We start from the raw sequence: 22,680 nt of genomic DNA, 5'->3' as shown, positions 1-22,680 counted from the left end.
ACGCCATGCGCTTTTATGAATTGAATCTCTACCAGCCCGACGACACGACGAAGCCGTGGCGCACGTGGACATCATTCCCGAACGGCAAGTTCGATCCGGGCGCGCTGAATATCGAGTTCGACATTCCCGTCATGCCCTTTGACACGCCGGCCGGGGGATCGACGATCACGATTCACGGAATTGCACTGAAAGACCTCGCGCAGTCTCAGCAATTCGGCGTGCAATATCTGAATAACACGACTGTTCCCGGCAAGCTGCTTGAGCTAAAGGGCGGCATGGGCCCCGGTCTCCCGCTGGCTAATTCGTCGCAGCAAGGGGTGTTACTCAAGGGGACAATCCTGAACTCGTTTGGTGCGTGGCAGGGCACGGAAATGCACCTCGATTTCGTGGTCTATCCCGCACAGTTCACTACCGGCAACCCCGGCAACTTCGTGCTGAACTGGCAGAAGGGACAACAGTTGTCTCAGGCACTTCAAAACTGCCTCTCGGTGGCCTATCCCGGAATGCCGCCGACGATCAATATCAGCCCGAACCTGATTCAGGATTTCGACGAGCAACATTTCTGCGGCACGCTGGAGGAACTAGCCCAGCACGTGAGGGAAATAACAGCCAGCCAGTTTCTCGGTGACACCTATCCCGGTGTAAGTATCGCGATCAACCGGGGAACGCTCTCTGTCTTCGACGGCACGCAGACAATGCCGGCGCCAGTGCAAATCGATTTCACGGACCTGATCGGGCAGCCCACATGGCTTGACGTCGGAACCATGCAGTTTATGACGGTGATGCGTGGTGACCTCCAGGTCGGCACGCAGATCCGGATGCCTGCTGGTTTTGTCGTTGGACCGGGATCGATGATATTCAGCAGTAGCAGCGAAAAAAGCGTTTCGGGGCTCAACTACCAGGTGACGTTCACGGGCACGTTTATTGTGCAAGCCCTTCGCCACATCGGCCATTTCAGTTCGGCCAGCGGCGAAGAATGGGCGACGGTGGTGATCTGCACGCCGACGGTTCCTCCTTCGCCCACGCAGCAGGCGGCAGGGGTTTGACGGCATGGTGCATTGAGCGCACTCTCGCTCCCAACAGGGAACCCGCTACCAACCCGCGTTTGATTGACCGCCCGGAGCGCGCATATCGGGCACACGGCAGTAGCTTCTCCAAACGAATTGAGGACCTATGAGCAACAAACCAATCATCGAGATCGACGTCAGCGACGAGAAATTCCGCGAGTTTTACGCGATTTTCAAGGCCTACGCCGCCGACCTTGAGGACATGCCCGAAGACTGGAAAAAGATGGCAAGGGAAACCGGCTCGCTAGGCGCATCGATGAGCGATGTTGCAAAGCTGTCGTCGGGGGCGCGCGAACAGATGATGCTGATGGCAATCCAGGCGGATGCCATCGGCAAGGCCTTTGACGGTGCCCTCGAAACTCACTCGAGACTCACGAGTGCGCTGCGCACGAGCAACGAAGAGATGTCCAAGATGGTAGCCGCGTCGAAAAAGCTCAGCGATGGCGCTTTCGGCGCGATCGGGCATGTGGCGGGCGGAAATGGCGTTGCAGGCATCGAAACGGCGATCAGCACGCTAGGGGGCCTGATGGGCCCCCTCGGCAAGGTTGCTGCCATTATCGGAGGCATTGGCACGGCGACGATGGTGGCAGCCAAAAAACTCGCGGACGATGCGGTTTACGACCAGCGCGATGCGCGAGGCCTTGGCGTGTCGACGGGCGAACTTCGGTCGTTTGACCTGAACACGGGGCGCTATGTCGATAGCTCCATGCTCGATCGCACGGCTGATGCGAAATATGATTTGAGCGGGCTACCGATGCTGGCCCGCGCGGCGGGTGTGTCGTTGCCGCAGGCGCAGAGCATGGACGCAGCGCAGCTCGCCATGAAGTCCCTGCAGCGTGAACACGAATGGGCGAAAAACGCGTCGCCCGAGACGTTCAACCAGCAGTATTTCCATGCGATGGGCTTCGACGTAAATAGCAACTTCCGGGAGGCACTCCGGTTGCGAGCGATGACCGGCGGAGAATGGGACCAGACGCAAGCCCACTTCGCGAAGGACATCAACCCGTTCAACGTGACGGACACGGCCGTCAATGCGTTGAACGACCTCTCACGCGGCGTCGACGAGAGGACGATGCACGCGAAGGCTGGGTTGCAGGAGGGCGCGGGTCAGGGCATCAAAGCGCTTGAAGACCTGTTCAGCGGCAAGGCACCCGCCGGGGCGGCGAAAGCGCTGGATGATCTGGGCATATCGGCGGACAAGCTATCGAGAATCTTCGACGGCCTTGATGCTGACATCAAGAAATGGTTCGGTATGGGGGGCGATGACAAGCCGGGCACGAACGGACAGCCTGGCAGCTCCTCACCATCGAGCGCGAGCGGTGCCCCTCAAACCGGAAACCTCTTCAATCAGAGTCATATCGTCCTCGACCCGAACTGGACCGTGGCCGGCGAAGCGCACAGACTCGCACAGGGCGCGGTAACGCTCGGCAAGTATTTCATGGGTGCTGTTTCGACACCCGCCCATGCCGCGGCGTTGGGTGTCGAGGATCCGAAGAAGCTGGCGTCGCACGCTGCGGCGATCAATGGCGACGATCCGCGCCCGGGAAATGCTGCGGATGCGATCGCGTATTTCATGAAGCACGGCAATCTGACAAGAGCACAAGCAGCAGGCATTGCAGCTGGCGATATGGTTGAGTCGGGTCTGCACGCCAACATCCTAGGCGATGATGGGACAGCCTACGGAGCCGGACAGTGGCACGCCAAACGCCAAGCAGAATTCAAGAAACTGTTCGGCCACGATATAAAAGGGTCGAGCCTGCGCGAACAGTACGATTTCCAGCTATGGGAGTTGACGCATGGGGAGCTTGCAGCCGGTCGGACATTGAACCAGCAGACGAGCGCCGCCGGCGCTGGCGCTGTCATGTCCGGGCTCTACGAGCGGCCAAGAGCGATCCTTAAGGAGGAGTTCAAGCGTGCGCTGCTCGCTGACTCCTACGATCGCGGAGACTACAACATGACGCCTGCAGATGCGGAGCGGCTCGCCATTCATCGCTTTGGCAACCAGTACAACTTCAACATGCAGACGAAGGGTATGAGCGGGCAGCAGCAGCGAGCGGCCACGCAGCAGGTAATAAAGGTCGTCGTGGAGAACAGCACGTCCGCACGCGTGGCCGTGAGTACCAATGCGGCGGCGGTGGCGTCTTGAAGTTCACCACCCTTTCGCGATGCGACCTTTGAGCCATCGCTTTTCGTCTTCGGACGGCGCGCCAACCCAACGAATTTGGGTGTCTGGCACGCTAGGTGCATTCGAGCCATAGGCACCGGCTACGCGATCTTGCGATGGCTGGTAAATGTAGAGCAGGAAGTTTGATTCGTAGCGCTGATTCATGTAACCGGAGATATACGGACGCCCGCTAATCGAAACCGGCGTTACGGGAACCTCCTGCTGCTCGTGTCGAATGATGAATTCGATTTTGTCTCGGTTCACGGTCGCGTTGAAAGCGCGCCTGAAGGCAGGATCGGATCTCATGAGCTCGTTCGGATAAGGACACGTGCCCGGGTTTGCGTCGGTGGCAGCGATGCATGAAAGTGCTTCAGTTGCGGTTTTAAACCGTGTTTCTTGGGCGTTCGCAGAAACGGATACCGACGCGGCCATGCTGACCAGCAACACCCCGATAGCAACGTGTTTGAGCATGATGTCTCCCTGTGGTCAGAAGCGCCGATGCTCGGTTCGAACCGGCGACCCGTCAACTGAATCACATTGGCAGACGCCTCGAACCTGACGCGGATCAAAGTCGCTGAATTGCCTGTAGCATCGGCACATAAAAAAGCCGCCCCATGATGAAGGGCGGCCAGACAAACAACCAATCGCGCCCGTCAGTTTACGCCGAGTAGATCCTATGGACGCCACCATCATGCAACGCGCCGCCAGCACGCGCGCACCACTCACCGACGCCGAGCCGCGTTTCCGCAGTGCATTCGACGCGGTGCGCTTCGCCCTGTGTTACTCGTCGCAGCAGTACGGCACGACACCGCTCGCGAAGCACGTCGACGAAACGCCCATTGGTCGCGGCATGGGCCTAGTCGACATGGACGGCGCAGCGCAGGCCGGAATCATCTGCTGGCACATTGAAGCGTTGCCCGAGATCCATCTCGCGGTGCTTGTCGTGAGCGCCGCCCCGCGCACGTTGCCGTGCAAGTGTGGTGCGCCGTGCTGCCTCGGCACGACGCCCAGCGCGAAATGGCGCGCTGCCGTCGAATGGCTGACCGACGCCGCAGTGACCTACTCGCACACGCTGTCCCATCGGCAGGCACGCCGGGCCATCATCAAGAAGCTGTTCGGTGCGCGCGGGAGCCTGGCTGATATCGCGGAGCTTTGCGACGTGCCCGCGCACACCGTGAGCCGCAATGCCGCCAGCATCCGGCGCTGGCTGGAGACAGCAAGACCGGCGAGCTGGGCGTGACTCAGGCCGCGTGGAATGCAATCGGACGCAGGCTCGCGGCGGCCGGACTCTTAGAAAATCACCAGACCTCACGTAGCGTGGTCATGCCGAATCGCCGTTTGCTTTGACTGCTAGAGAACACCGTCACATTGTGGTGTATCGCCAGCCGCTTAATGGAGGACACGGAGTGAAAGAACACAAGTCAGAGCAAGGGATTTGGGTTCGCCTGACGCCAGAGAAGGTTGCAGCAATAAAGGCAGAGGCATTGATGGGACGCCCCTATGCCAATCGGGTAAGTCTTGCTCTCGCGTTCAGACTGTTAAGCATGGCAGACCGGCACTTCGACCCATTTGGAGTGCTGCACGAGCTCGATCAACTCGAAGGTAACGGCGACTACACTTTAACTAAGGCCGCTCTCCCGTTCACGAAGGCTCCTTTGTCCGGGTTCTGGCACAAGCACTTCTTTTCTGCGCATCATTTGGTGCGGAACATTAACCTTCGTTGGAATGTGAGGGGCGGCGGAAACAAGGCCTTCGATCAGTTAATCGACGAAGTTGCGCGTGAGCACGGCAACCATCCAGCGCGCTGGCAAGCTGTACTCGCCCACCGGCTGACGTTTGGAGCGTACAAAGAACGCGCGAGCGAGCGCCGCCTGACGGGCGACTGGATAATCTATGCAGTACACGAAGGCACAAACTATTGCCTTGACCTGGCGACCCATGAGGAAGCAAAGGCATATGGTGATGAACGCCTTTACGAAAAACTTCAGGCAGGATCAGCCGCTGAATTTCCTTTCCTCTTTCGAGACGCGCGGCAACCCCCGAACCTTGGGGATGTGGAGGTATGAGCAAATCTCCGTGCCGTGTAGCGTCGGCGACGATGGTTCGATTCGCGAATTCGTAGGCCGAGACAACTGCTCGGAGGGCTCGCCACGTTGGCCGATGGCTCGCTCGACGCCGCCCTGATCGGCTGATGGCGCGAGTCCCACCGCCGGGTTGCGAATCCCGGTACGCACCCACGCCCCCCTACGCGGTCTCCCGGTAGCGGTGCGCCGCCACGAACACCCAGCCGGGCCCCGAATGTATGTGGGCCTAATCGACGGATCACCTGAGAACGAGCGCACGCTAGCGACATGGCTGGCGGGCTGATTCGGCCGCCACCCCGAATTTTGCAGTCCATCACGCGCGCGCGAGCAGCGCATCGGACATGGGCGCGCAGACTGAGGCGAACACCATGACGACTGACACAGAGAAACGGCGACGGCTGAAAGCCCACTACGCGGAGTGCGACCGGGTGCAAGCGCAGCGCGAGAATAAGTGCGCAGTAGGCGCGCACCATAGCCGTGTACCTGTTCCAACTGTTGCAGAATCGGTAACGGCTGGCGGACGTGGTATCCGCTCAGGTATCCACGGAAACGGCCTTCCGGGCGCTGGTTGCCATGCCCGAGGTTGCCATGTGGTTGCCACGGAAAACGCTCCTTCCACGTGCGAACCGCCAGCCGAGATAAGTCCGCATAAAGCCGAATAAATCCGCAGCGGACAAATCCGCGAAAGCCTTGGTGGACTTGCCTCACGCGAAGGTTGAGGCGGATTCGAAAGTCCGCAGAAACGCCGAATAAGTTCGAGCGGCCGCGCTTGATTTGTACCGGCTCGCTAATTCCGCGCGATGGTCCGAGGGAGTTTTTTTCCCCTATTAAAGAAGGCGGGAAAGGAAAGAAACTCCGCCGCCCGCGTCGGCCGTCGCCGCCTGAAACGGCGCAAACGCCCACGGGATAAGGCCGCGCGGCTGGTATCCGTTAGTCTGGTATCCACGCCGGTATCCACGAAAATTGGGCTTTCCGGAAACAGCGAACGAAAAAAACTCCCTCACAGGCCGTGCCGGCGGACCTCTCCCATGACTGCCCCAATCGGGCTGAAAGCCCCGATGGTCGTGGATTCGCACGCCGGTACGCACGGGCGCTAGTACGTACAGATACCGGGGGTTTTTTCGTCTATAAAAAGGGGCTGCTGGCGGAAATAACCCCGGCCTCACGCGCCAGTCGTCACAACCTGACGCGACACAAATGCCCACCGCATAAGGCTGGGGGGCTGGTTACCACTCGCACAGTTACCAGCTTGGTTACCACCGAAAACGGGGTTCCAGAAAAGAGGGAACGGAAAAAACTCCCCCGCGGTGAGTGCTGGCGGCCCTGTTCCACTGCGGCCCCCTGCGGGCTGAACGCCTTGCTGGACAAGGCTTGCGCGCTGGTTCGCACCTTCGAGGTTCACACTCAGGTTCGCACCGAAAGCAGGGGTTTTTTTCGTCTATAAAAAAGGCGATCGGAGGGAAAAAACCCGGCCGCCGCACACGGCGAGGACCCGCCAACACTGCGCACATGCACGTGCGCTATCATCGCGCCGCGACGCCTGCAACGGCGACCGTTGATAATTCGCCCGCGCCGGGGCCGGGAATACCGGCGCACTACAGCACGAACTGGCAGCCCGGAAAGACGGGCACGTGAAGCCGCTCCGCTCGGAGCGACTTTTTTGATCGGGCTCAGGTTTATGGCTCACGCGCCGAGGATACGGATCGGTATACCGGCAAAGTTCACCTTCTCGGTCCTCTCTCCGGAAAGGTGATGCCATGGCCCAGCGGAACGACGAGTCCTCCTTCGATCGCTTCATCGCTCCGATACTCCGGCATCTCCGGTATATCGCCAAGCTCAGTCGGGGCGAATACACGGTGGACGATCTGAAGAGCGAGGCATGGATCATCGCCGACGAGATCAGTTCGGAACGCGGCGGCACAATCGAGCCGGAGGATACTGAACTGCAGGAATCGGTTGTTGCACGGCTACACAAGCTGTTCGGACGCTTCGTGAATCGGGTAATGCGCTTCGCGGTACGGCTGGATCAAGACGAGCGTGACGACAACGGCGAGTTCCATGAGAACTCCATCTCAGCGCGACTAGCCAGCCCTCTGCAATACGAGCCACAAATCGCTGCGCAGCTTAAGGACGACGCCTCGGAAATCGCGAGGGTTGTTGCGGGCCAGTTTTCCGAAGCGGTAGCCTATTACCACGTGTTCGACCAATTCGACGGTGACAGCGGCGCGATTGCCCGGTATTTCGCAATCCAGCCGACCACACTCGATGCGCGGCTCGCCCGCGCAGAGGCCACCGTGCGCCGCCAGCCATCGGTGTTTGACGCCGTTGCAAGCATCCCACCGGACTTTCAGCCGCGTGCCGGAAAGTGGGTACGGCGGTGCGCTCCTAACCGCTTTCGGAGGGTGTGCGCCCATATGCGGCCGTCGCAGCGACATCTGTTCCTTCGATATGGTCACGTGTTTCGATAAGGCGCAGCATCGGACGACTTAATGTCTAAGGTCACAATTCCGAGGCCCCGCCCAATCACGGTAAATTCCACGAATGAAAAATCGTCACATCGAAAGCTTGCGGCACAAGGCCCGCGAGTATCACCGTAACCACCAATGGCGGCTTGAAAACGGCCTGCGTATTCCGCACGCTTATTTGGACGAACGCAGGGAGGATCTGTCCTGGTGGGATGACGTTGGCTTCATCCTGAACGACCGCCGTGTGATCGTACATTGGGTACATCCGCGATACGTGTACAGCAACGCGATAGAAGACCGTGCACAGGCAGAGATTCCGCCGCCTGCACCGCACTGGCGGCACGAGGGCGGCGAGAAGAAATACCGCAAGCTGGGCCGGTCGAGAAAGAAGGTTATTGGGATTGCCGGCGGCCGGACCCCTCCCGCGTGGTCTGACTACTTCGACGCGTTGCGGGCGCGTGAGGATGAGCTGACGCGGAGCGGTATTGACTTGGACATTCGCCCATCGATGCGCGTCAGTTTGTACCGGTGGGCGACGGCTGTAGACCTGATCGCCCCCATTGAAGTGCGTTCCCGTGATGACATCGCATTGCTGGCAGCGATTGCACGACGGCTTCTGAAACGCGAAACGACCGTTGCGAATGAATGGCCCGGGTACCGCTATGGACAAGTGGATTGGCTCGCCGAGGCCGAGCGAAGGCAGTAGCGAGAGAGAGGAAAACCGTGTCTGGCCGGTTTTGTTGTGTCGGGAAACCGGAAACCCCGCATCAGCAGCCCATCCCGTTTTCGCCATGGCGGAGGCGGGTACTACGTTTCGGGCCCGCCGGCTTGGATAGTACCTCGATTCTCACCGCGAGCCGCTGGGTCAAGGGTCACACGCCGATCTCCGGATGGACGGCACGTTATCTGGTGATGGCGCTGAAAATCCGCCGACTGGCGACCCTGAGCGAGCCGCCAAAGACGTGAGGCTGGGAGCGGATACGCCGCCAGCCGTAGGACCGAAAGCGCCTTCTTTGGGCGCTTTTCGTTTGCCGGGAATGTTCAGGTTTGTTCAGGTGCCGGGCTGCATACGCCAGCCGTTATCGTGCCGCGTTGAGCTGGATGACTTCGGCGCCGGCTTTGAGCCGGTCGAGATAGTCCGCCCACTTCTGCATCATCGCGCGCCGCTCTTTGATGAACCGCGTGCGATTGTAGGCGCCGCCAAGGTTGTCCGGGACGGCGTGCGCGAGCTGATGCTCGATCACTTCCGGTTTTTGCTCCAACTCCTCGTGCAAGATCGTGCGCGCCATCGCGCGGAAACCGTGGCCGGTTATCTCGGTGCGCGTGTCGTAACCGAGCCGCCGCAAGGCCGCATTGACTGCCGCTTCGCTCATGGGACGCTTGCGATCGCGCGCGCCAGGGAACACGTAGCGGCCTGACCCGGTGAGGGCTTGCAGCTCGCGCAGGATCGTCACGGCTTGCGCGGCAAGCGGCACGAGATGGTCTGTGTTCGTCTTCGTGACGCGATAGCGCCACTCTCCCCTGTCCAGATCGATCTGCGTCCATTCAGCCTGCCTGAGCTCGCCGGGCCGCACGAATAGCATGGGCGCGAGCCTGAGCGCACACAGCACTGGAAACGTGCCAGTAAAGCCGTCGAACGCGCGCAGCATCTCGCCAACCTTGGCCGGTTCTGTAATCGAGGCGAAGTGGGTGGTTTGTGCCGGCGGAATTGCGCCGATCAGGTCTCGCGCCGGATCGCTCTTGCAATGCCCTTCCTTGATCGCGTAGCGGAATACCCGGCTGACTTCGCTGCGTAGCCGATGGGCGGTAAAACGTGCGCCTCGGCTATCGACGCGCTTGATGACCGCCAAGACTTCGGGCGCGTCAATCTCGGTAATGGGCCGCTTGCCGAGCCACGGGAACGCGTCATTCTTAAACCGGGCCAAGGTCTTTTCATACTGGCCGACCTCGACCAATTCACCGCGCTCTTTCATCCATGCCAGCGCGACCGCCTCAAACGAATTGGACGCAGCGAGGCGAGCGGCGCGCTTGTCGGTCTTCTTTGCCTCCCCCGGATCGGTGCCTGCCGCCAGCTTGTCGCGGGCCTCGTCGCGCCGCTTGCGCGCCTCCGACAACGACACCTCCGGGTAGACGCCGAGCGCGAGACTCTTTTCCTTGCCAGCGAAGCGGTATTTGAGAACCCATCGCCTACTGCCCGATGGCTTGACGAGAAGGAAGAGGCCGCCGCCGTCGAACAGCTTTTGCTGCCTGTCAATCGGCTTCGCATTTCGGATCGAGATATCGGTGAGGGCCATGGCGTACTCCGTGGATTTCGGTGTGCCGGGGGTTCTTTTTCGCTGACTGGCAGTTTTCGGCGAAGGAACCCCCAATAAAACCCCCGATTGGGGGTCGCTGGCGTTTGAAAACCTTTGGGAACTATAGCAACAAAAAACCCCGCAAGCGCTTATCTGGCGGGGTTTTGTTGTGAACCGTTGGTATCGTTTGGAGAGTACTTGGTGCCGGGGACCGGACTCGAACCGGCAAGCCGTGAGGCGGCGGATTTTCGTCACACTACGTCTTTCGACGCCGCGCGCGTCATTTCGCGCGCGTTCGTGCGCTGGACTATGCCTTCGCCGTCGCCACGCGCCGCTTCTTCCGCGCCGCGCGTAGCCTTAGGCGCCCCCCGTCTAGTCTCTACACCTTCCGCGCCATCGCGCACGCGCGGCAGCCGGCTTGGCTCGGCGTTGCCTCGGTGCCGCATGCGCTCACGCGCATAGACCCAGGGGGTTCGCCGAATTTGAGGGGTTCTGCACCGGCCGTTTCCGGTCGGGCACTCAATCGTTTTTAAGTCCGCTATGTTTACCAATTTCATCACCCCGGCAAGGGCGGACGCGATTCTACCATTGCCCCACTCCCTCCCCAAACTCGAGCCGTCATCGAACCGTAACATGCGGTTTCCATAATCCGGCCATCGAAAACGTTTTCAACGCCCGGGGACGCACGCATGACACCAACCATCAAGGATGTCGCTGCACACGCCGGATTCTCGATCGCCACCGTGTCAAGGGCGATCAACGCGCCCCACACGGTCAATCCCGTCACGCTCGCCAAGGTGCGCGAAGCCATCGACGCGCTCAAGTTCCACCCGAGCCCCCTCGGCCGCCAGTTGCGCGGCGAGCGCACGCGGCTCATCGGCGTGGTACTGCCCACGCTGGCGAATCCCGTGTTCACGGAATGCCTGCAGGGGATCGACGAACTCGCCGCCGCGCAAGGCTTCCGGCTCATGCTGATGACCACGCTATATGACGAGCAGCGTGAACGCCGTGCGATAGAAACGTTGCGCGCGCAACGCGTCGAAGGCCTGATCCTGACCGTGACCGATGCCGATACGCATCCCCTGCTCGACGAACTCGACGACAACGGCCCGCTCTACGTGCTGATGCACAACGACACGAAACGCCGCCCATCGGTGTCGGTCGACAACCATCAGGCCGCGAGCGACGGCGTGCGCATGCTGATTGCTCATGGCCATCGACGCATTCTGATGCTGGCAGGCCGCCTGTCGGCATCCGACCGCGCGCGCCAGCGCCACGCGGGCTACTCGCTCGCGATGCGGCAGGCGGGACTCATTCCCGCGCCCCCGCTCGAAATCGACTTCAACGCCGACGAACTCGCGCCCTCGGTGCTCGCTCATCTGACGAGCGGCCCGCAGCGTCCCACTGCCCTCTTCTGCAGCAACGACCTGCTGGCGATGGTGGTGATGCGCGGCCTGCGCCGCGTACACATGCGCGTGCCGCACGACATGTCGATCCTCGGCTTCGACGGCCTCACCGTAGGCGAGTTGCTCGCGCCGCCGCTCGCGAGCATCTGCACGCCGAACCGCGCGATCGGGCGGTCCGCGTGGCAGCAGTTGATGGCACGCATCGGTGGCGAGCATGCGAGCGCATCGCTCGGGTTCACGCTGCCGCACACGCTGCGCGAAGGCGGCACGATCGCGGCGATCGCGAACGCGCCGCTCGTCCACGCTGTCCATGCCGCGAACAAGGCACGCGACGGCGATGATGTCGATTTCCCGTGACGCCTTAAACGCCGCACAAGCCAGAAAGCGGGAGTCACATCCCACACAACCGTTTTTCAACCAGTCTGGAGACCCGCCTTGACTCGACGATTCGCTTTTGCCGGTTCGCTTTCCGGCGCTTCTGTTGGCGCCGCCCTGCGCGCGCTTGCGGTCCCGTTCAAGCGAGCATCGCGTGCGCTGCCGTTCGCAGTTGCCGTGTCGATCTCGCTTGCCGCCGGCTTCGTGGTGCCCGCCACGGCCCACGCCGAGCAAACCGCCATCTGCTACAACTGCCCGCCCGAATGGGCCGACTGGGCGAGCCAGATCCAGGCGATCCAGCAGAAGACCGGCATTCGCGTGCCGTTCGACAACAAGAACTCGGGCCAGTCAATCGCGCAACTGATGGCCGAAGAGAAGAGTCCGGTCGCGGACGTCGTGTATCTGGGTGTCTCGTCGGCGTTCCAGGCGAAGGACAAGGGCGTGATCGCACCATACAAGCCCGCGCACTGGGACGACATTCCGACCGATCTTAAGGACCCCCAGGGTTACTGGTTTGCGATCCATTCGGGCACGCTGGGCTTCTTCGTGAACAAAGATGCGCTCGAAGGCAAGCCGGTGCCGCGTTCGTGGGCCGACCTGCTCAAGCCCGAGTACAAAGGCATGATCGGCTACCTCGATCCGTCGAGCGCGTTCGTAGGCTATGCGGGTGCAGTGGCCGTGAATCTCACGCTCGGCGGCACGCTCGACAACTTCCAGCCGGCCTTCGAGTGGTTCGGCAAACTCAAGGCAAACCAGCCGATCGTGCCGAAGCAGACCGCCTATGCGCGCGTGCTCTCTGGTGAGATTCCAATCCTGCTCGACTACGACTTCGACGCCTATCGCGCGAAGTACAAGGATCACGCCAACGTCGAATTCGTGATTCCGAAGGAAGGCACGATTTCGGTGCCGTACGTGATGAGCCTCGTGAAGAATGGCCCGCATGCCGACAACGGCAAGAAGGTGCTCGACTTCGTGCTCTCCGACGAAGGCCAGAAGCTGTGGGCCAACGCGTATCTGCGTCCGGTTCGCGCGAGCGCACTGTCGCCCGAGGCCGCCACGAAATTCCTGCCCGCAAGCGACTACGCGCGCGCGAAGCCGGTCGACTTTGCGAAGATGGCTGCGCAGCAGCAGGCATTCGGCGAACGCTACCTGCAGATCATGCACTGATCCCGCGAACCTTCATGCACGACCTCACGTTTCCGCTGCGCTGGCGCGTGGCGCTCGTCGCGCCCGCGCTCGCGATCTTCCTCGCGTTCTGGCTGCTACCGATGGTCTCGCTCGTCCAGGTGAGCGCGGATGGTCATTTCGTTGAGACTTATCGCGCTCTGCTCACGAATGGCCGTTATATGAGGAGCCTCTTCGCGACGATCCTGCTTTCTGCAGCGGTCACGGCAGCGACGCTGGTGATCTCGACGATCTGCGGGCTGCCGCTCGCACGGCGCCAGTTTGCCGGGCGCCGCGCGCTGCTTGCGCTGCTTACGTTTCCGCTCGCGTTTCCGGGTGTTGTAGTCGGCTTCATGGTGATCATGCTCGCGGGACGCCAGGGGTTGATCGGCGCCCTGTCGCTGCGACTGACCGGCGAGCGCTGGGTATTCGCCTACTCGATGGCCGGACTCTTCGCGGGTTATCTGTACTTTTCCATTCCACGTGTGATCGTGACCGTGATGGCCTGCGCGACGCAGCTCGACACGTCGCTCGAGGAAGCGGCACGTTCGCTCGGCGCCTCGTCCTGGCGCGTTCTGTGCGACGTCATTTTGCCCGCGCTCGCGCCCGGCCTGATCGCAGCAGGCGCCGTGTGCTTCGCGACGGCAATGGGCGCGTTCGGCACGGCATTCACGCTCGCTACCGACATCGACGTCCTGCCGATGACCATCTACTCCGAGTTCACGCTCAACGCGAACATGGTGACGGCAGCCGGTCTGTCGATTGTGCTCGGGCTCGTGACGTGGGCCGTGCTTTCGGTCGCGCGCAGCCTGACCGGCGCGGCCGTCGCAGCCACCGCGTAAGCGAAATCGAGGACGCCAGCATGGATTCACTCATCACACCCGCTGCGCCGGATTTGCAGGAACAGCCGCCCGCTGCCCGTTCGCCCCGCTTCGCACTACCCTCCGCCCGCGCCTGGATCGCGTGCGCGCAATGGTGCGTCACGCTCGCCACCTGCGCGTTTCTGATCGTGCCTGTCGTGATGTCGATCGTCGCGGGCCTCACGGTCAACTACTTTCGCGGAATCGCGAGCGGCTTGACGTTGCGCTGGCTCGATCAGGTGTGGACGCAATATCACGGGTCCGTGTTCCTGTCGCTCGAAGTCGCCGCCGCTACGCTCCTCATTACGCTCTTCGCAGGCGTGCCCGCCGGCTACGCACTTGCGCGCAGTCGCACACGCGCCTCGCGATGGATCGAGGAACTGCTCGTCATGCCCGTCGCGCTACCGGGTCTCGCGTCGGCACTTGCGCTGCTCGTGGTCTACGGCGGCTTCACGGCGTTTCGCATGAGCGCCGCGTTCATCGTGGTCGGCCACGTGGTGTTCACGCTGCCTTTCATGGTGCGGCCCGTTTCGGCCGTTTGCGCGTCGGCCAATCTGCGCACGCTCGAGGAAGGGGCCGCGAGCCTCGGCGCGAGCTTTATCCAGCGCTTTTTCACGATCGTGCTGCCCAACGCGCGGCCCGGCATTGTCGCGGGTGCGCTTGCGGTGCTCACGCTTTCCATCGGCGAATTCAATCTCACCTGGATGCTGCACACGCCCGACACCAAGACGCTGCCGGTCGGCCTCGCCGATACCTACGCGTCGCTCCGGATCGAGGTCGGCAGCGCCTACACGATCCTCTTCTTCATCATGACGATGCCGTTGCTCGTGGCGATGCAGTGGCTCGGCGTGGACGCGTCCGGCGGAAGATTCGAAAGCAAGTCGCGTCGTCATAAGGATTCCCGATGAAATTCGATTCCATTCCGATCACGCTCACGCGCTGCGCGAAAACGTATCGCGGCACACGCGTCGTCGAGCCGGTCGATCTTTCGATCGGCGCAAGCGAGACGCTCGTGCTGCTCGGGCCGTCCGGCTGCGGCAAGACCACGACGCTGCGATTGATCGCCGGGCTCGAGACGCCCGATGCGGGCGGACGCGTGGCATTCGGCGACGACGACGTCACTGCGCTGCCCATCGAGCGCCGCAAGGTCGGCATGGTGTTTCAGAATTACGCGCTCTTTCCGAATCTCACGGTGCGGGGCAACATCGGCTATGGCCTCAAGATCCAGAAGGTCGCCGCCGATGCGGCGCGCCAGCGCGTGAACGAACTGCTGGCGATGATGCGTCTCGAAGCGCACGCCGACAAACCCATCGACCAGCTTTCGGGCGGTCAGCGCCAGCGCGTCGCGCTCGCCCGCGCACTTGCGCCGCGCCCGCGCGTGCTGCTGCTCGACGAGCCACTCACGGCCCTCGACGCACGCCTGCGCGACGCCTTGCGCGGCGAAATGAACACACTCCTGCGCGAGCTGGGTGTGACGACCGTGTACGTCACGCACGATCAGGCCGAAGCGATGGAACTCGGCGACCGCGTCGTTGTGATGAGCGCGGGCCGCATCGAGCAGATCGGCACACCACGCGAGATTTACTATCGTCCGGCGAGCCGCGCGGTCGCCCAGTTCGTCGGCACGCTGAACCGTATCGCAGGACAATGGCAAGACGGCATGCTGCATACGACTGGCGGCGCAGTGCCCGCCACAGCAGCGCGGACGGCTGGCGCGAGCGAACTGTACTTTCGCCCCGAGGACGCCGCGCTCACCGAGCCTGCCACCGCGCACCTGCGCGGGATGATCGAGCAAGCGACATTCCTCGGCGAACGCACGCGGCTCACGATTGGCGGCGCCGCACCCGATGCGCTCATCGTCGACGTGGCGGGCCGTATCGAACTGGCCCGAGGAACGCCGGTTGGCCTGTCGATCGCCCCCGACGCGCTGATTGCCCTCGCCTGAACCTTCACCGCTATCGACGCTTACTTTGAGAGGACGCCCATGCTGCTCGCCCAGATCAGCGACCTGCACATCAAACAACCCGGCGCGCTTGCCTACCGGCGCGTAGATACGGCCGCGAGCCTTGAGCGCACGATCGCGCGGCTGAACGCGCTCGTGCCGCGCCCGGACGCGGTCGTCATGACCGGCGATCTCGTCGATTGCGGCAATGCCGACGAATACCGTCACCTCAAAACGCTGCTCGCCACGCTGGAGATTCCGTACTGGTTGCTGATCGGAAACCACGATGGTCGTGAAGCGCTGCGCGAAGTTTTTCCGGAACGCGCCGAACTGCGTGTCGGCGGCGAGTTCGTGCAATACACCGCAGACATTGGTGACGTGCGCCTGATTGCGCTCGATTCCATGCAGCCGGGGCAAAGCGCAGGCACGCTATGCGAGGCGCGACTCGCGTGGCTCGAGACACAACTCGACGCTGCGCGCACGCGTCCTGTGATCGTCGCGTTGCATCACCCGCCGTTCGATTGCGGCATTGGCCACATGGACGCGATCCGGCTCGACGCGCACGCGGCCAAGGCACTGGAAGCGCTGATCGCGCGACACCCGAACGTCGAGCGCGTAATCTGCGGCCACGTGCATCGGCCGATGTTCGCGCGCTTCGGCGGCACGATCGCTTCGGCGGTGCCGGCGCCCGCGCATCAGGTGACACTCGATCTCTCGGCCGACGCGCCGTCCACGTTCACGCTCGAACCACCCGCGTTCGCACTGCATCGCTACGATTCGCACAGCGGCGTCGTCACGCACCACGCGTACGTCGATGGATCCGATGGACCATACCCGTTTCACGAATCTTCGGGCGAACTGATCGTCTGAGCAGGCTGCGAGCGCCGGAGGCAGCCCTGACGCGCGCGAACGCCGCCGTTCGCGCATTGCACACGCCGCTGCCCCCACCCCCGCCAGCACGATCGGCCTCGCTCCGGTATGATCGGCTCCCTCGATTCCCGCCTTTCGTCTCTCCGGGCGCCGCACGTTCCATCCAGACTCCATGTCCGTATCCGATTCCGCGCCTGCCGGCAACGGCCAGTCGCTCTCAAGCCTCCTCATCCTGCTCGCGATCATCGCGGGCGTTTCGGTCGCGAGCATCTACTACAACCAGCCGCTACTCGACGACTTCCACCAGACCTTCCCCGCAGGTGCCGCGTGGATCGGTGCAGTGCCCGCCGCGACCCAGCTCGGCTACGCCTCCGGGATGCTGTTGCTCGCGCCGCTCGGCGACCGCTTCGACCGCCGCCGCCTGATCCTGCTGCAGATCGCAGGCGTCTGTGTCGCGCTCTTCGTCGCGGCCACGGCACCGACGCTCACCGTGCTGATCGGCGCGAGCCTCGCAATCGGCGTGCTCTCGACCATCGCGCAGCAGGCGGTCCCCTTCGCCGCCGAACTCGCGCCGCCCGAGGCGCGCGGCCACGCCGTGGGCACCGTCATGAGCGGCCTCCTGATCGGCATCCTGCTCGCGCGAACGGCCGCCGGCTTCATCGGTCAGTACTTCGGCTGGCGCGCCGTGTTCGGCTCCACGATCGTCGTGCTGCTCGGGCTTGCGGTAGTCGTCGTTCTGAAGCTGCCACGCAGCCGGCCCACGTCCACGCTCAGCTACGGCAAGCTGCTCGTTTCGATGTGGCACCTCACCGTCGAGCTGCGCGGCCTGCGCGAAGCCGCGGCCACCGGCGCCTTCCTGTTCGGCGCATTCAGCATGTTCTGGACGGTGCTCGCGCTGCTGCTCGCCGGCGCGCCGTTCCACCTGGGGCCGCAGGCGGCCGGGCTTTTTGGCATCGTCGGTGCCGGGGGCGCTCTCGTGGCGCCGATCGCGGGACGTTTTGCCGACAAGCGCGGCCCGCGCGCCATCATCACGTTCGCGCTCGTGCTCGTCGTGCTCGCGTTCCTCATCTTTTCGTTTTCGGGCAAGAGCCTCGCCGGCCTCGCGATCGGCGTGATCGTGCTCGATGTCGGCGTGCAGGCCGCGCAGATATCGAACCAGTCGCGCATCTACGCGTTGCGCCCCGAGGCGCGCAGCCGGGTCAATACGGTGTACCTGGTCGCGTACTTCATCGGCGGCGCCATCGGCTCCGCGATCGGCGCGGCAACGTGGCATGCGTTCGGCTGGCTCGGCGTCTGTGCAGCCGGGCTTGCGTTCACCGCGCTCGCGGGCGTGGTTCACCTCGGCATGCGCCCCGACGCCGGGCAAGGCGCGCAGGCAACGTAAGCGCTATCGGCCAACGGATTAGCCAGCCGCATAGCGCGTGCAGGCGCGCTCGTGCACCTGCGCTGCTTATGAAGCGTTGTTGCAGCCCCGCAGTTTTACCGCACGAGCGGCATCAGGCACGAGGCGTCAGCCCCCGCGACGGCGATCGTCGAACAGGAACGAAAGCGCGACGCTGCCGAGAATCAGGATCATCGCGACGACCGTGCCCGTCGTCACAGGCTCGCCCAACAACAACGCTCCCAACGCGACCGCCACAACCGGATTCACGTACATGCAACTGCTCGCGATGAGCGGACTCGTGTGCCGGATCAGGTAACCGTACGCGACGAACCCAGCCATGGTGCCGGCCAGCGTGAGGTAAATAAAAGCGAGCGCCGGCAGGAAATGCAGCGTCATCATGCGCTCGCCGCTGACCCAGGCGACGAGCGTCGAGATGGCACCGCCAAGGCCGATCTGCACCGCAGTGGCAAGGAACAGATCAGACGGCAGTTCTAACCGCCCGGCCAGATGCGCGCCGATCGCCCAGAACAGCGCGCCGCACAGGACCGCGAGCGAACCGCCCGCCGTCCCGCTCGTCCCGCCGTGGCTCAGAACACCAACGCCGACGAGCCCAAGCGCCACCGCCACCCATTCGGCCCGCGCAATGTGATGCCCCGTGGCGGCAGCAATCACCATGGCGAAGAGCGGCACGGTCGCGACCATCATGGCCGCTGTGCCGGTGCCGACGGTGCGCATGCCGTAGGCGAGCATGCCGCCTGAAAAACCGACTAGCAACACCCCGACGACACCCGCGTTGCGCACCTGGAGAAGGGGCGGCCGGGCGGGCCTGCCGCGCATGGCGAACACGAAGAGACCGATGCCCGCAAGCAGGTTGCGCGAGCCTGAAAGCAGCAGCGGAGGAAAGGACTCTAGCGCGACGTGCACGCCCAGATACGTCGAACCCCAGACGACATAAACGACCGCGAGCGATAGCGTGATACGACCGCGGGGCGAGCGCGGTAACCGGAGCGAGCTACAGAACGTCCACAGTTTGCTGGCCGCGGACTGGGCGAGGCCAAAAACCGGATGGGAAGGCGAGATCATGGCACGGCCCAGAGCGACGACGCGAACTCACGGCATCCCGGCACGCGTGCGGCGGAACGCATGAATCTCGTTGGCATGATGCCGCAATGAAAAATCCGTGTTGCGATAGCGGCCAAAAGGCGGACGGCCGCGCCGCCAAACACGCCACACACCGTTTCGGCCAATGCGGTCACCGTCGAAGCTCGTGCTTCCCGCGAAGCGAAAGCGCGCCCGACGGCGCGCTTCCTCCGAGAGGTGGCATACGTGCTAACATGGGCAAACCTTTCTTTTTGCTTTCAGTGGTTATGCCCTACTCGACGTTGTGCTCCGCTGTGCCGGTACCGCCACGCCCTCGCTGCAGCGCGAACGTGCACGTCCGGAAAGCCACATCCGTCGCGTTGCGCCCGTCCCCGTCCCGCACCGCCACCCCGCTTATCGCCGCCCGGCGTCCGGCCTGAACAGTTCTCTACTACGCGGAGCCGTTCGGTCAGGCTCCGGGCCGATCACTCACGCCCCAATGAAGGATCAAAGCGCCGTACGCTATGGGATCAGAGTAAGCGCTGAAGCGCTAACTCGGGTCGACCGCTTTGCATGGGGCCGGAGTAAGCGCTAAAGCGCTAACTCCGGCCGACAAAGGAGAACCGCGATGACCAGGAAAATCCGCCACCTCACCGAACTCGACGTCGCCCGCCTCGAAAAGTGCGCCGCCGAGCCCGCCACCGCGCACACGCGCCAACCCATGCTCGGCGAGTTGCTCGAAAACTCGGAGATTGTCACGTCGCGCGAAATCGCCGCGAACATCGTGACGATGAATTCGCAAGTCACGCTGAGAAACGACGAAACCGGCGAAGCGATTACGTGGACCGTCGTCTACCCGCGCAACGCCGATTTCGAGGCCGGACGGCTCAACGTTTTCTCACCCGCAGGTCTCGCACTGCTCGGACTCAAGCGCGGCGACACCGTGCGCTTCATGCCGCCAAGCGGCGCGCAGCAAAAGCTCCGGATCGACCAGATCCTGTTCCAGCCTGAAGCATCCGACGATTTCACGCTGTAATGCATCGCGCCGCAAACACGATCTACATCAAGATGCCCTTGCCAGATCGTCGGGGTGCGGTGTATCGTTTGGCCTGCTTACGCGGGGGTCCTGCGTCATGCGTTGCTACGAGCGAAAGCCGGGCTGCGCGTCACGCGGGTGAGAAATACCCTTTGAACCTGATCTGGATAATGCCAGCGCAGGGATGCGTCCGGAATTCGCAGCAGCGCCCCGGCGTCACCTCTTCATTGCGAATTCCGTCCACGTTCCGTCTCTTCTCCTGCTAAGCCGCTGTTCCCACATAGCTTTGCAAGGGACCAGAGCGAGTGCGACCCGATCAATTCAGATCTCACAGCACTTACTCCGGTCGACAAAGGAGAAAGTCGCATGAACGCGAACCCGAAATTCATTTCCGCCAACGCGCACGTCGATGAAGCTGCGGTGGCCCCGCTGCCCAATTCGCGCAAAATCTACGTGACCGGTTCGCAACCCGATATCCGGGTGCCGATGCGCGAAATCTCGCAGGCCGACACGCCCGACAGCTTCGGTGGCGAAAAAAATCCGCCGATCTACGTCTACGACACGTCCGGTCCGTACACGGATCCCGAAGCGAAGATCGATATTCGCGCGGGCTTGCCTGCCCTCCGCCAGCGCTGGATCGAGTCGCGCGGCGACACGGAAGCGTTGCCGGGCCTGACCTCGCAATACGGCCGTGAGCGCGCCGCTGATGCGGCCACCGCCGAAATGCGCTTCCCGGGCCTGCATCGCACGCCGCGCCGCGCAGTGGCCGGCAAGAACGTCACGCAGATGCATTACGCTCGTCAGGGCATCGTCACGCCGGAAATGGAATTCATCGCGATCCGCGAAAACCAGCGCCGCGCCGAGTATCTGGAGAGCCTCAAATCGAGCGGCCCGAACGGCGCGAAGCTCGCCGCGATGATGGGCCGCCAGCACTCGGGCCAAGCGTTTGGCGCAGCAGCCTTCGGCGCGAACGCGCTCAAGGAGATCACGCCCGAATTCGTGCGCGATGAAATTGCATGCGGCCGCGCGATCATCCCCGCGAACATCAACCACCCGGAAAGCGAGCCGATGATCATCGGCCGCAACTTCCTCGTGAAGATCAACGCGAACATCGGCAATTCGGCGGTGACCTCGTCGATCGGCGAGGAAGTCGACAAAATGACGTGGGCGATCCGCTGGGGCGGCGACACGGTCATGGATCTTTCGACCGGCAAGCACATTCACGAGACGCGCGAGTGGATCATCCGCAACTCGCCGGTGCCGATCGGCACGGTGCCGATCTATCAAGCGCTCGAAAAGGTCAACGGCAAGGCCGAAGACCTCACGTGGGAAATCTTCCGCGACACGCTGATCGAACAGGCCGAGCAAGGCGTCGACTACTTCACGATCCACGCGGGCGTGCGCCTGCAGTACGTGCCGCTCACGGCCAACCGCATGACGGGTATCGTCTCGCGCGGCGGTTCGATCATGGCCAAGTGGTGTCTTGCTCATCACAAGGAGTCCTTCCTTTACGAGCACTTCGAAGACATCTGCGAGATCATGAAGGCCTACGACGTGAGCTTTTCGCTCGGCGACGGCCTGCGTCCGGGCTCGATCTACGACGCCAACGACGAAGCGCAGCTCGGCGAACTGAAGACGCTCGGCGAGCTCACGCAGATCGCGTGGAAGCACGACGTGCAGGTGATGATCGAAGGTCCGGGCCACGTGCCGATGCAGCTCATCAAGGAGAACATGGACCTGCAGCTCGACTGGTGCAAGGAAGCGCCCTTCTACACGCTCGGGCCGCTCACCACCGACATCGCGCCGGGCTACGACCACATCACCTCGGGCATCGGCGCCGCGATGATCGGCTGGTTCGGCACCGCGATGCTCTGCTACGTCACGCCGAAGGAACACCTCGGCCTGCCGAACAAGGCCGACGTGAAGGAAGGCATCATCACGTACAAGCTCGCGGCGCACGCGGCCGATCTCGCGAAGGGTCATCCGGGCGCGCAGGTGCGCGATAACGCACTGTCGAAGGCGCGCTTCGAATTCCGCTGGGAAGATCAGTTCAACCTCGGCCTCGACCCGGACAAGGCGCGCGAATTCCACGACGAGACGCTGCCGAAGGACTCGGCGAAGGTCGCGCACTTCTGCTCGATGTGCGGTCCGCATTTCTGCTCGATGAAGATCACGCAGGACGTGCGCGACTTCGCTGCGAAACAGGGCATGAGCGACGACGAGGCCTTGAAAAAGGGCATGGAAGTGAAGGCTGTCGAGTTCATCAAGCAGGGTGGCGAGATCTACCATCGCCAGTAATAGCCCTCGACTTGTATGACAGACCCACGGCGGGTGCGACTTTCGTCGCACCCGCCGTTTTGCTTCTTCAAGGCGCGAAACATACTTTTACGAATCCAACGGCTCTTTGACAAACGCGCACATCCGGATACGGGATTGCTCGATACGATAGATCTATCGGAGGTGCGCCCTGCGTTCTGCGCAGGGCATAC

General features: G+C 62.7%; 18 protein-coding genes and 1 riboswitch. Of the genes, 15 read left to right on the top strand and 3 right to left on the bottom strand.

Going from position 1 to position 22,680, the window contains the following annotated elements; all coding sequences use genetic code 11:
• Window positions 1-5: 5 nt before the first annotated feature.
• Together L0U80_RS05755 and L0U80_RS05750 are read left to right on the top strand one after the other, a co-directional pair.
• Window positions 6-1,046: a hypothetical protein gene (locus L0U80_RS05755; protein ID WP_233863020.1), complete on the top strand. Its 1,041-nt coding sequence runs from the start codon at window positions 6-8 to the stop codon at window positions 1,044-1,046.
• A gap of 127 nt (window positions 1,047-1,173) precedes the next feature.
• Entirely contained in the window at window positions 1,174-3,213 is a 2,040-nt protein-coding gene (locus L0U80_RS05750) for a phage tail tip lysozyme (protein ID WP_233863019.1), read from the top strand.
• 3 nt (window positions 3,214-3,216) lie between these two features.
• Here the strand turns inward: L0U80_RS05750 and L0U80_RS05745 are convergent, their stop codons facing one another.
• The gene (locus L0U80_RS05745) at window positions 3,217-3,702 is read right to left on the bottom strand and encodes a hypothetical protein (RefSeq protein WP_233863018.1); all 486 of its coding nucleotides are present in this window, start codon (window positions 3,700-3,702) and stop codon (window positions 3,217-3,219) included.
• A 205-nt stretch (window positions 3,703-3,907) separates the two neighbouring features.
• On the opposite strand from L0U80_RS05745, the gene L0U80_RS05740 reads away from it, so the two are divergent.
• The 4 genes from L0U80_RS05740 to L0U80_RS05725 all read left to right on the top strand — a co-directional run bounded on the left by L0U80_RS05740 (window position 3,908) and on the right by L0U80_RS05725 (window position 8,486).
• Window positions 3,908-4,471 (top strand): DNA-binding protein, encoded by a 564-nt coding sequence (locus L0U80_RS05740; protein ID WP_233863017.1) that lies wholly within the window; start codon window positions 3,908-3,910, stop codon window positions 4,469-4,471.
• A 166-nt stretch (window positions 4,472-4,637) separates the two neighbouring features.
• Window positions 4,638-5,297 (top strand): hypothetical protein, encoded by a 660-nt coding sequence (locus L0U80_RS05735; protein ID WP_233863016.1) that lies wholly within the window; start codon window positions 4,638-4,640, stop codon window positions 5,295-5,297.
• Between the two features lie 1,775 nt (window positions 5,298-7,072).
• Window positions 7,073-7,783 (top strand): hypothetical protein, encoded by a 711-nt coding sequence (locus tag L0U80_RS05730; protein ID WP_233863015.1) that lies wholly within the window; start codon window positions 7,073-7,075, stop codon window positions 7,781-7,783.
• A gap of 73 nt (window positions 7,784-7,856) precedes the next feature.
• Complete coding sequence (locus L0U80_RS05725; RefSeq protein WP_233863014.1) at window positions 7,857-8,486, top strand: hypothetical protein; 630 nt, start codon at window positions 7,857-7,859, stop codon at window positions 8,484-8,486.
• 373 nt (window positions 8,487-8,859) lie between these two features.
• Here the strand turns inward: L0U80_RS05725 and L0U80_RS05720 are convergent, their stop codons facing one another.
• Window positions 8,860-10,074, bottom strand: a complete 1,215-nt coding sequence (locus L0U80_RS05720) for a tyrosine-type recombinase/integrase (RefSeq protein ID WP_233863013.1) — start codon at window positions 10,072-10,074, stop codon at window positions 8,860-8,862.
• Between the two features lie 689 nt (window positions 10,075-10,763).
• Here L0U80_RS05720 and L0U80_RS05715 point away from each other — a divergent pair.
• From L0U80_RS05715 to L0U80_RS05685, 7 genes are all read left to right on the top strand, one after another.
• Entirely contained in the window at window positions 10,764-11,837 is a 1,074-nt protein-coding gene (locus tag L0U80_RS05715) for a substrate-binding domain-containing protein (protein ID WP_233863012.1), read from the top strand.
• A gap of 177 nt (window positions 11,838-12,014) precedes the next feature.
• Window positions 12,015-13,022, top strand: a complete 1,008-nt coding sequence (locus tag L0U80_RS05710) for an ABC transporter substrate-binding protein (RefSeq protein WP_233865702.1) — start codon at window positions 12,015-12,017, stop codon at window positions 13,020-13,022.
• Between the two features lie 14 nt (window positions 13,023-13,036).
• Window positions 13,037-13,861: an ABC transporter permease gene (locus tag L0U80_RS05705; RefSeq protein ID WP_233863011.1), complete on the top strand. Its 825-nt coding sequence runs from the start codon at window positions 13,037-13,039 to the stop codon at window positions 13,859-13,861.
• A gap of 20 nt (window positions 13,862-13,881) precedes the next feature.
• A complete protein-coding gene (locus L0U80_RS05700) occupies window positions 13,882-14,787 on the top strand; it encodes an ABC transporter permease (protein WP_233863010.1) in 906 nt (301 codons plus the stop codon).
• Window positions 14,784-15,824, top strand: coding sequence for an ABC transporter ATP-binding protein (locus tag L0U80_RS05695; protein ID WP_233863009.1), 1,041 nt, complete (start codon window positions 14,784-14,786; stop codon window positions 15,822-15,824). Before L0U80_RS05700 ends, L0U80_RS05695 begins: the two co-directional genes overlap by 4 nt.
• A 39-nt stretch (window positions 15,825-15,863) precedes the next feature.
• Complete coding sequence (locus tag L0U80_RS05690; protein ID WP_233863008.1) at window positions 15,864-16,691, top strand: phosphodiesterase; 828 nt, start codon at window positions 15,864-15,866, stop codon at window positions 16,689-16,691.
• 172 nt (window positions 16,692-16,863) lie between these two features.
• A complete protein-coding gene (locus L0U80_RS05685) occupies window positions 16,864-18,075 on the top strand; it encodes an MFS transporter (RefSeq protein ID WP_233863007.1) in 1,212 nt (403 codons plus the stop codon).
• Between the two features lie 126 nt (window positions 18,076-18,201).
• Here L0U80_RS05685 and L0U80_RS05680 read toward each other — a convergent pair whose 3' ends face one another.
• A complete protein-coding gene (locus tag L0U80_RS05680) occupies window positions 18,202-19,158 on the bottom strand; it encodes an EamA family transporter (RefSeq protein ID WP_233863006.1) in 957 nt (318 codons plus the stop codon).
• A gap of 625 nt (window positions 19,159-19,783) precedes the next feature.
• On the opposite strand from L0U80_RS05680, the gene L0U80_RS05675 reads away from it, so the two are divergent.
• Together L0U80_RS05675 and thiC are read left to right on the top strand one after the other, a co-directional pair.
• A complete protein-coding gene (locus L0U80_RS05675; RefSeq protein WP_233863005.1) occupies window positions 19,784-20,191 on the top strand; it encodes a GreA/GreB family elongation factor in 408 nt (135 codons plus the stop codon).
• A 73-nt stretch (window positions 20,192-20,264) separates the two neighbouring features.
• Window positions 20,265-20,394: riboswitch (TPP riboswitch) on the top strand.
• Window positions 20,395-20,557: 163 nt separating this feature from the next.
• Entirely contained in the window at window positions 20,558-22,489 is a 1,932-nt protein-coding gene (gene thiC, locus L0U80_RS05670; RefSeq protein WP_233863004.1) for a phosphomethylpyrimidine synthase ThiC, read from the top strand.
• Window positions 22,490-22,680 lie beyond the last annotated feature (191 nt).

It is taken from the genome of Paraburkholderia adhaesiva, from assembly GCF_021390575.1.
Taxonomy (GTDB): Bacteria; Pseudomonadota; Gammaproteobacteria; order Burkholderiales; family Burkholderiaceae; genus Paraburkholderia; species Paraburkholderia adhaesiva.
Note: the sequence above shows the minus strand (reverse complement) of the source record. Positions and strands in the feature narration are given on the sequence as shown.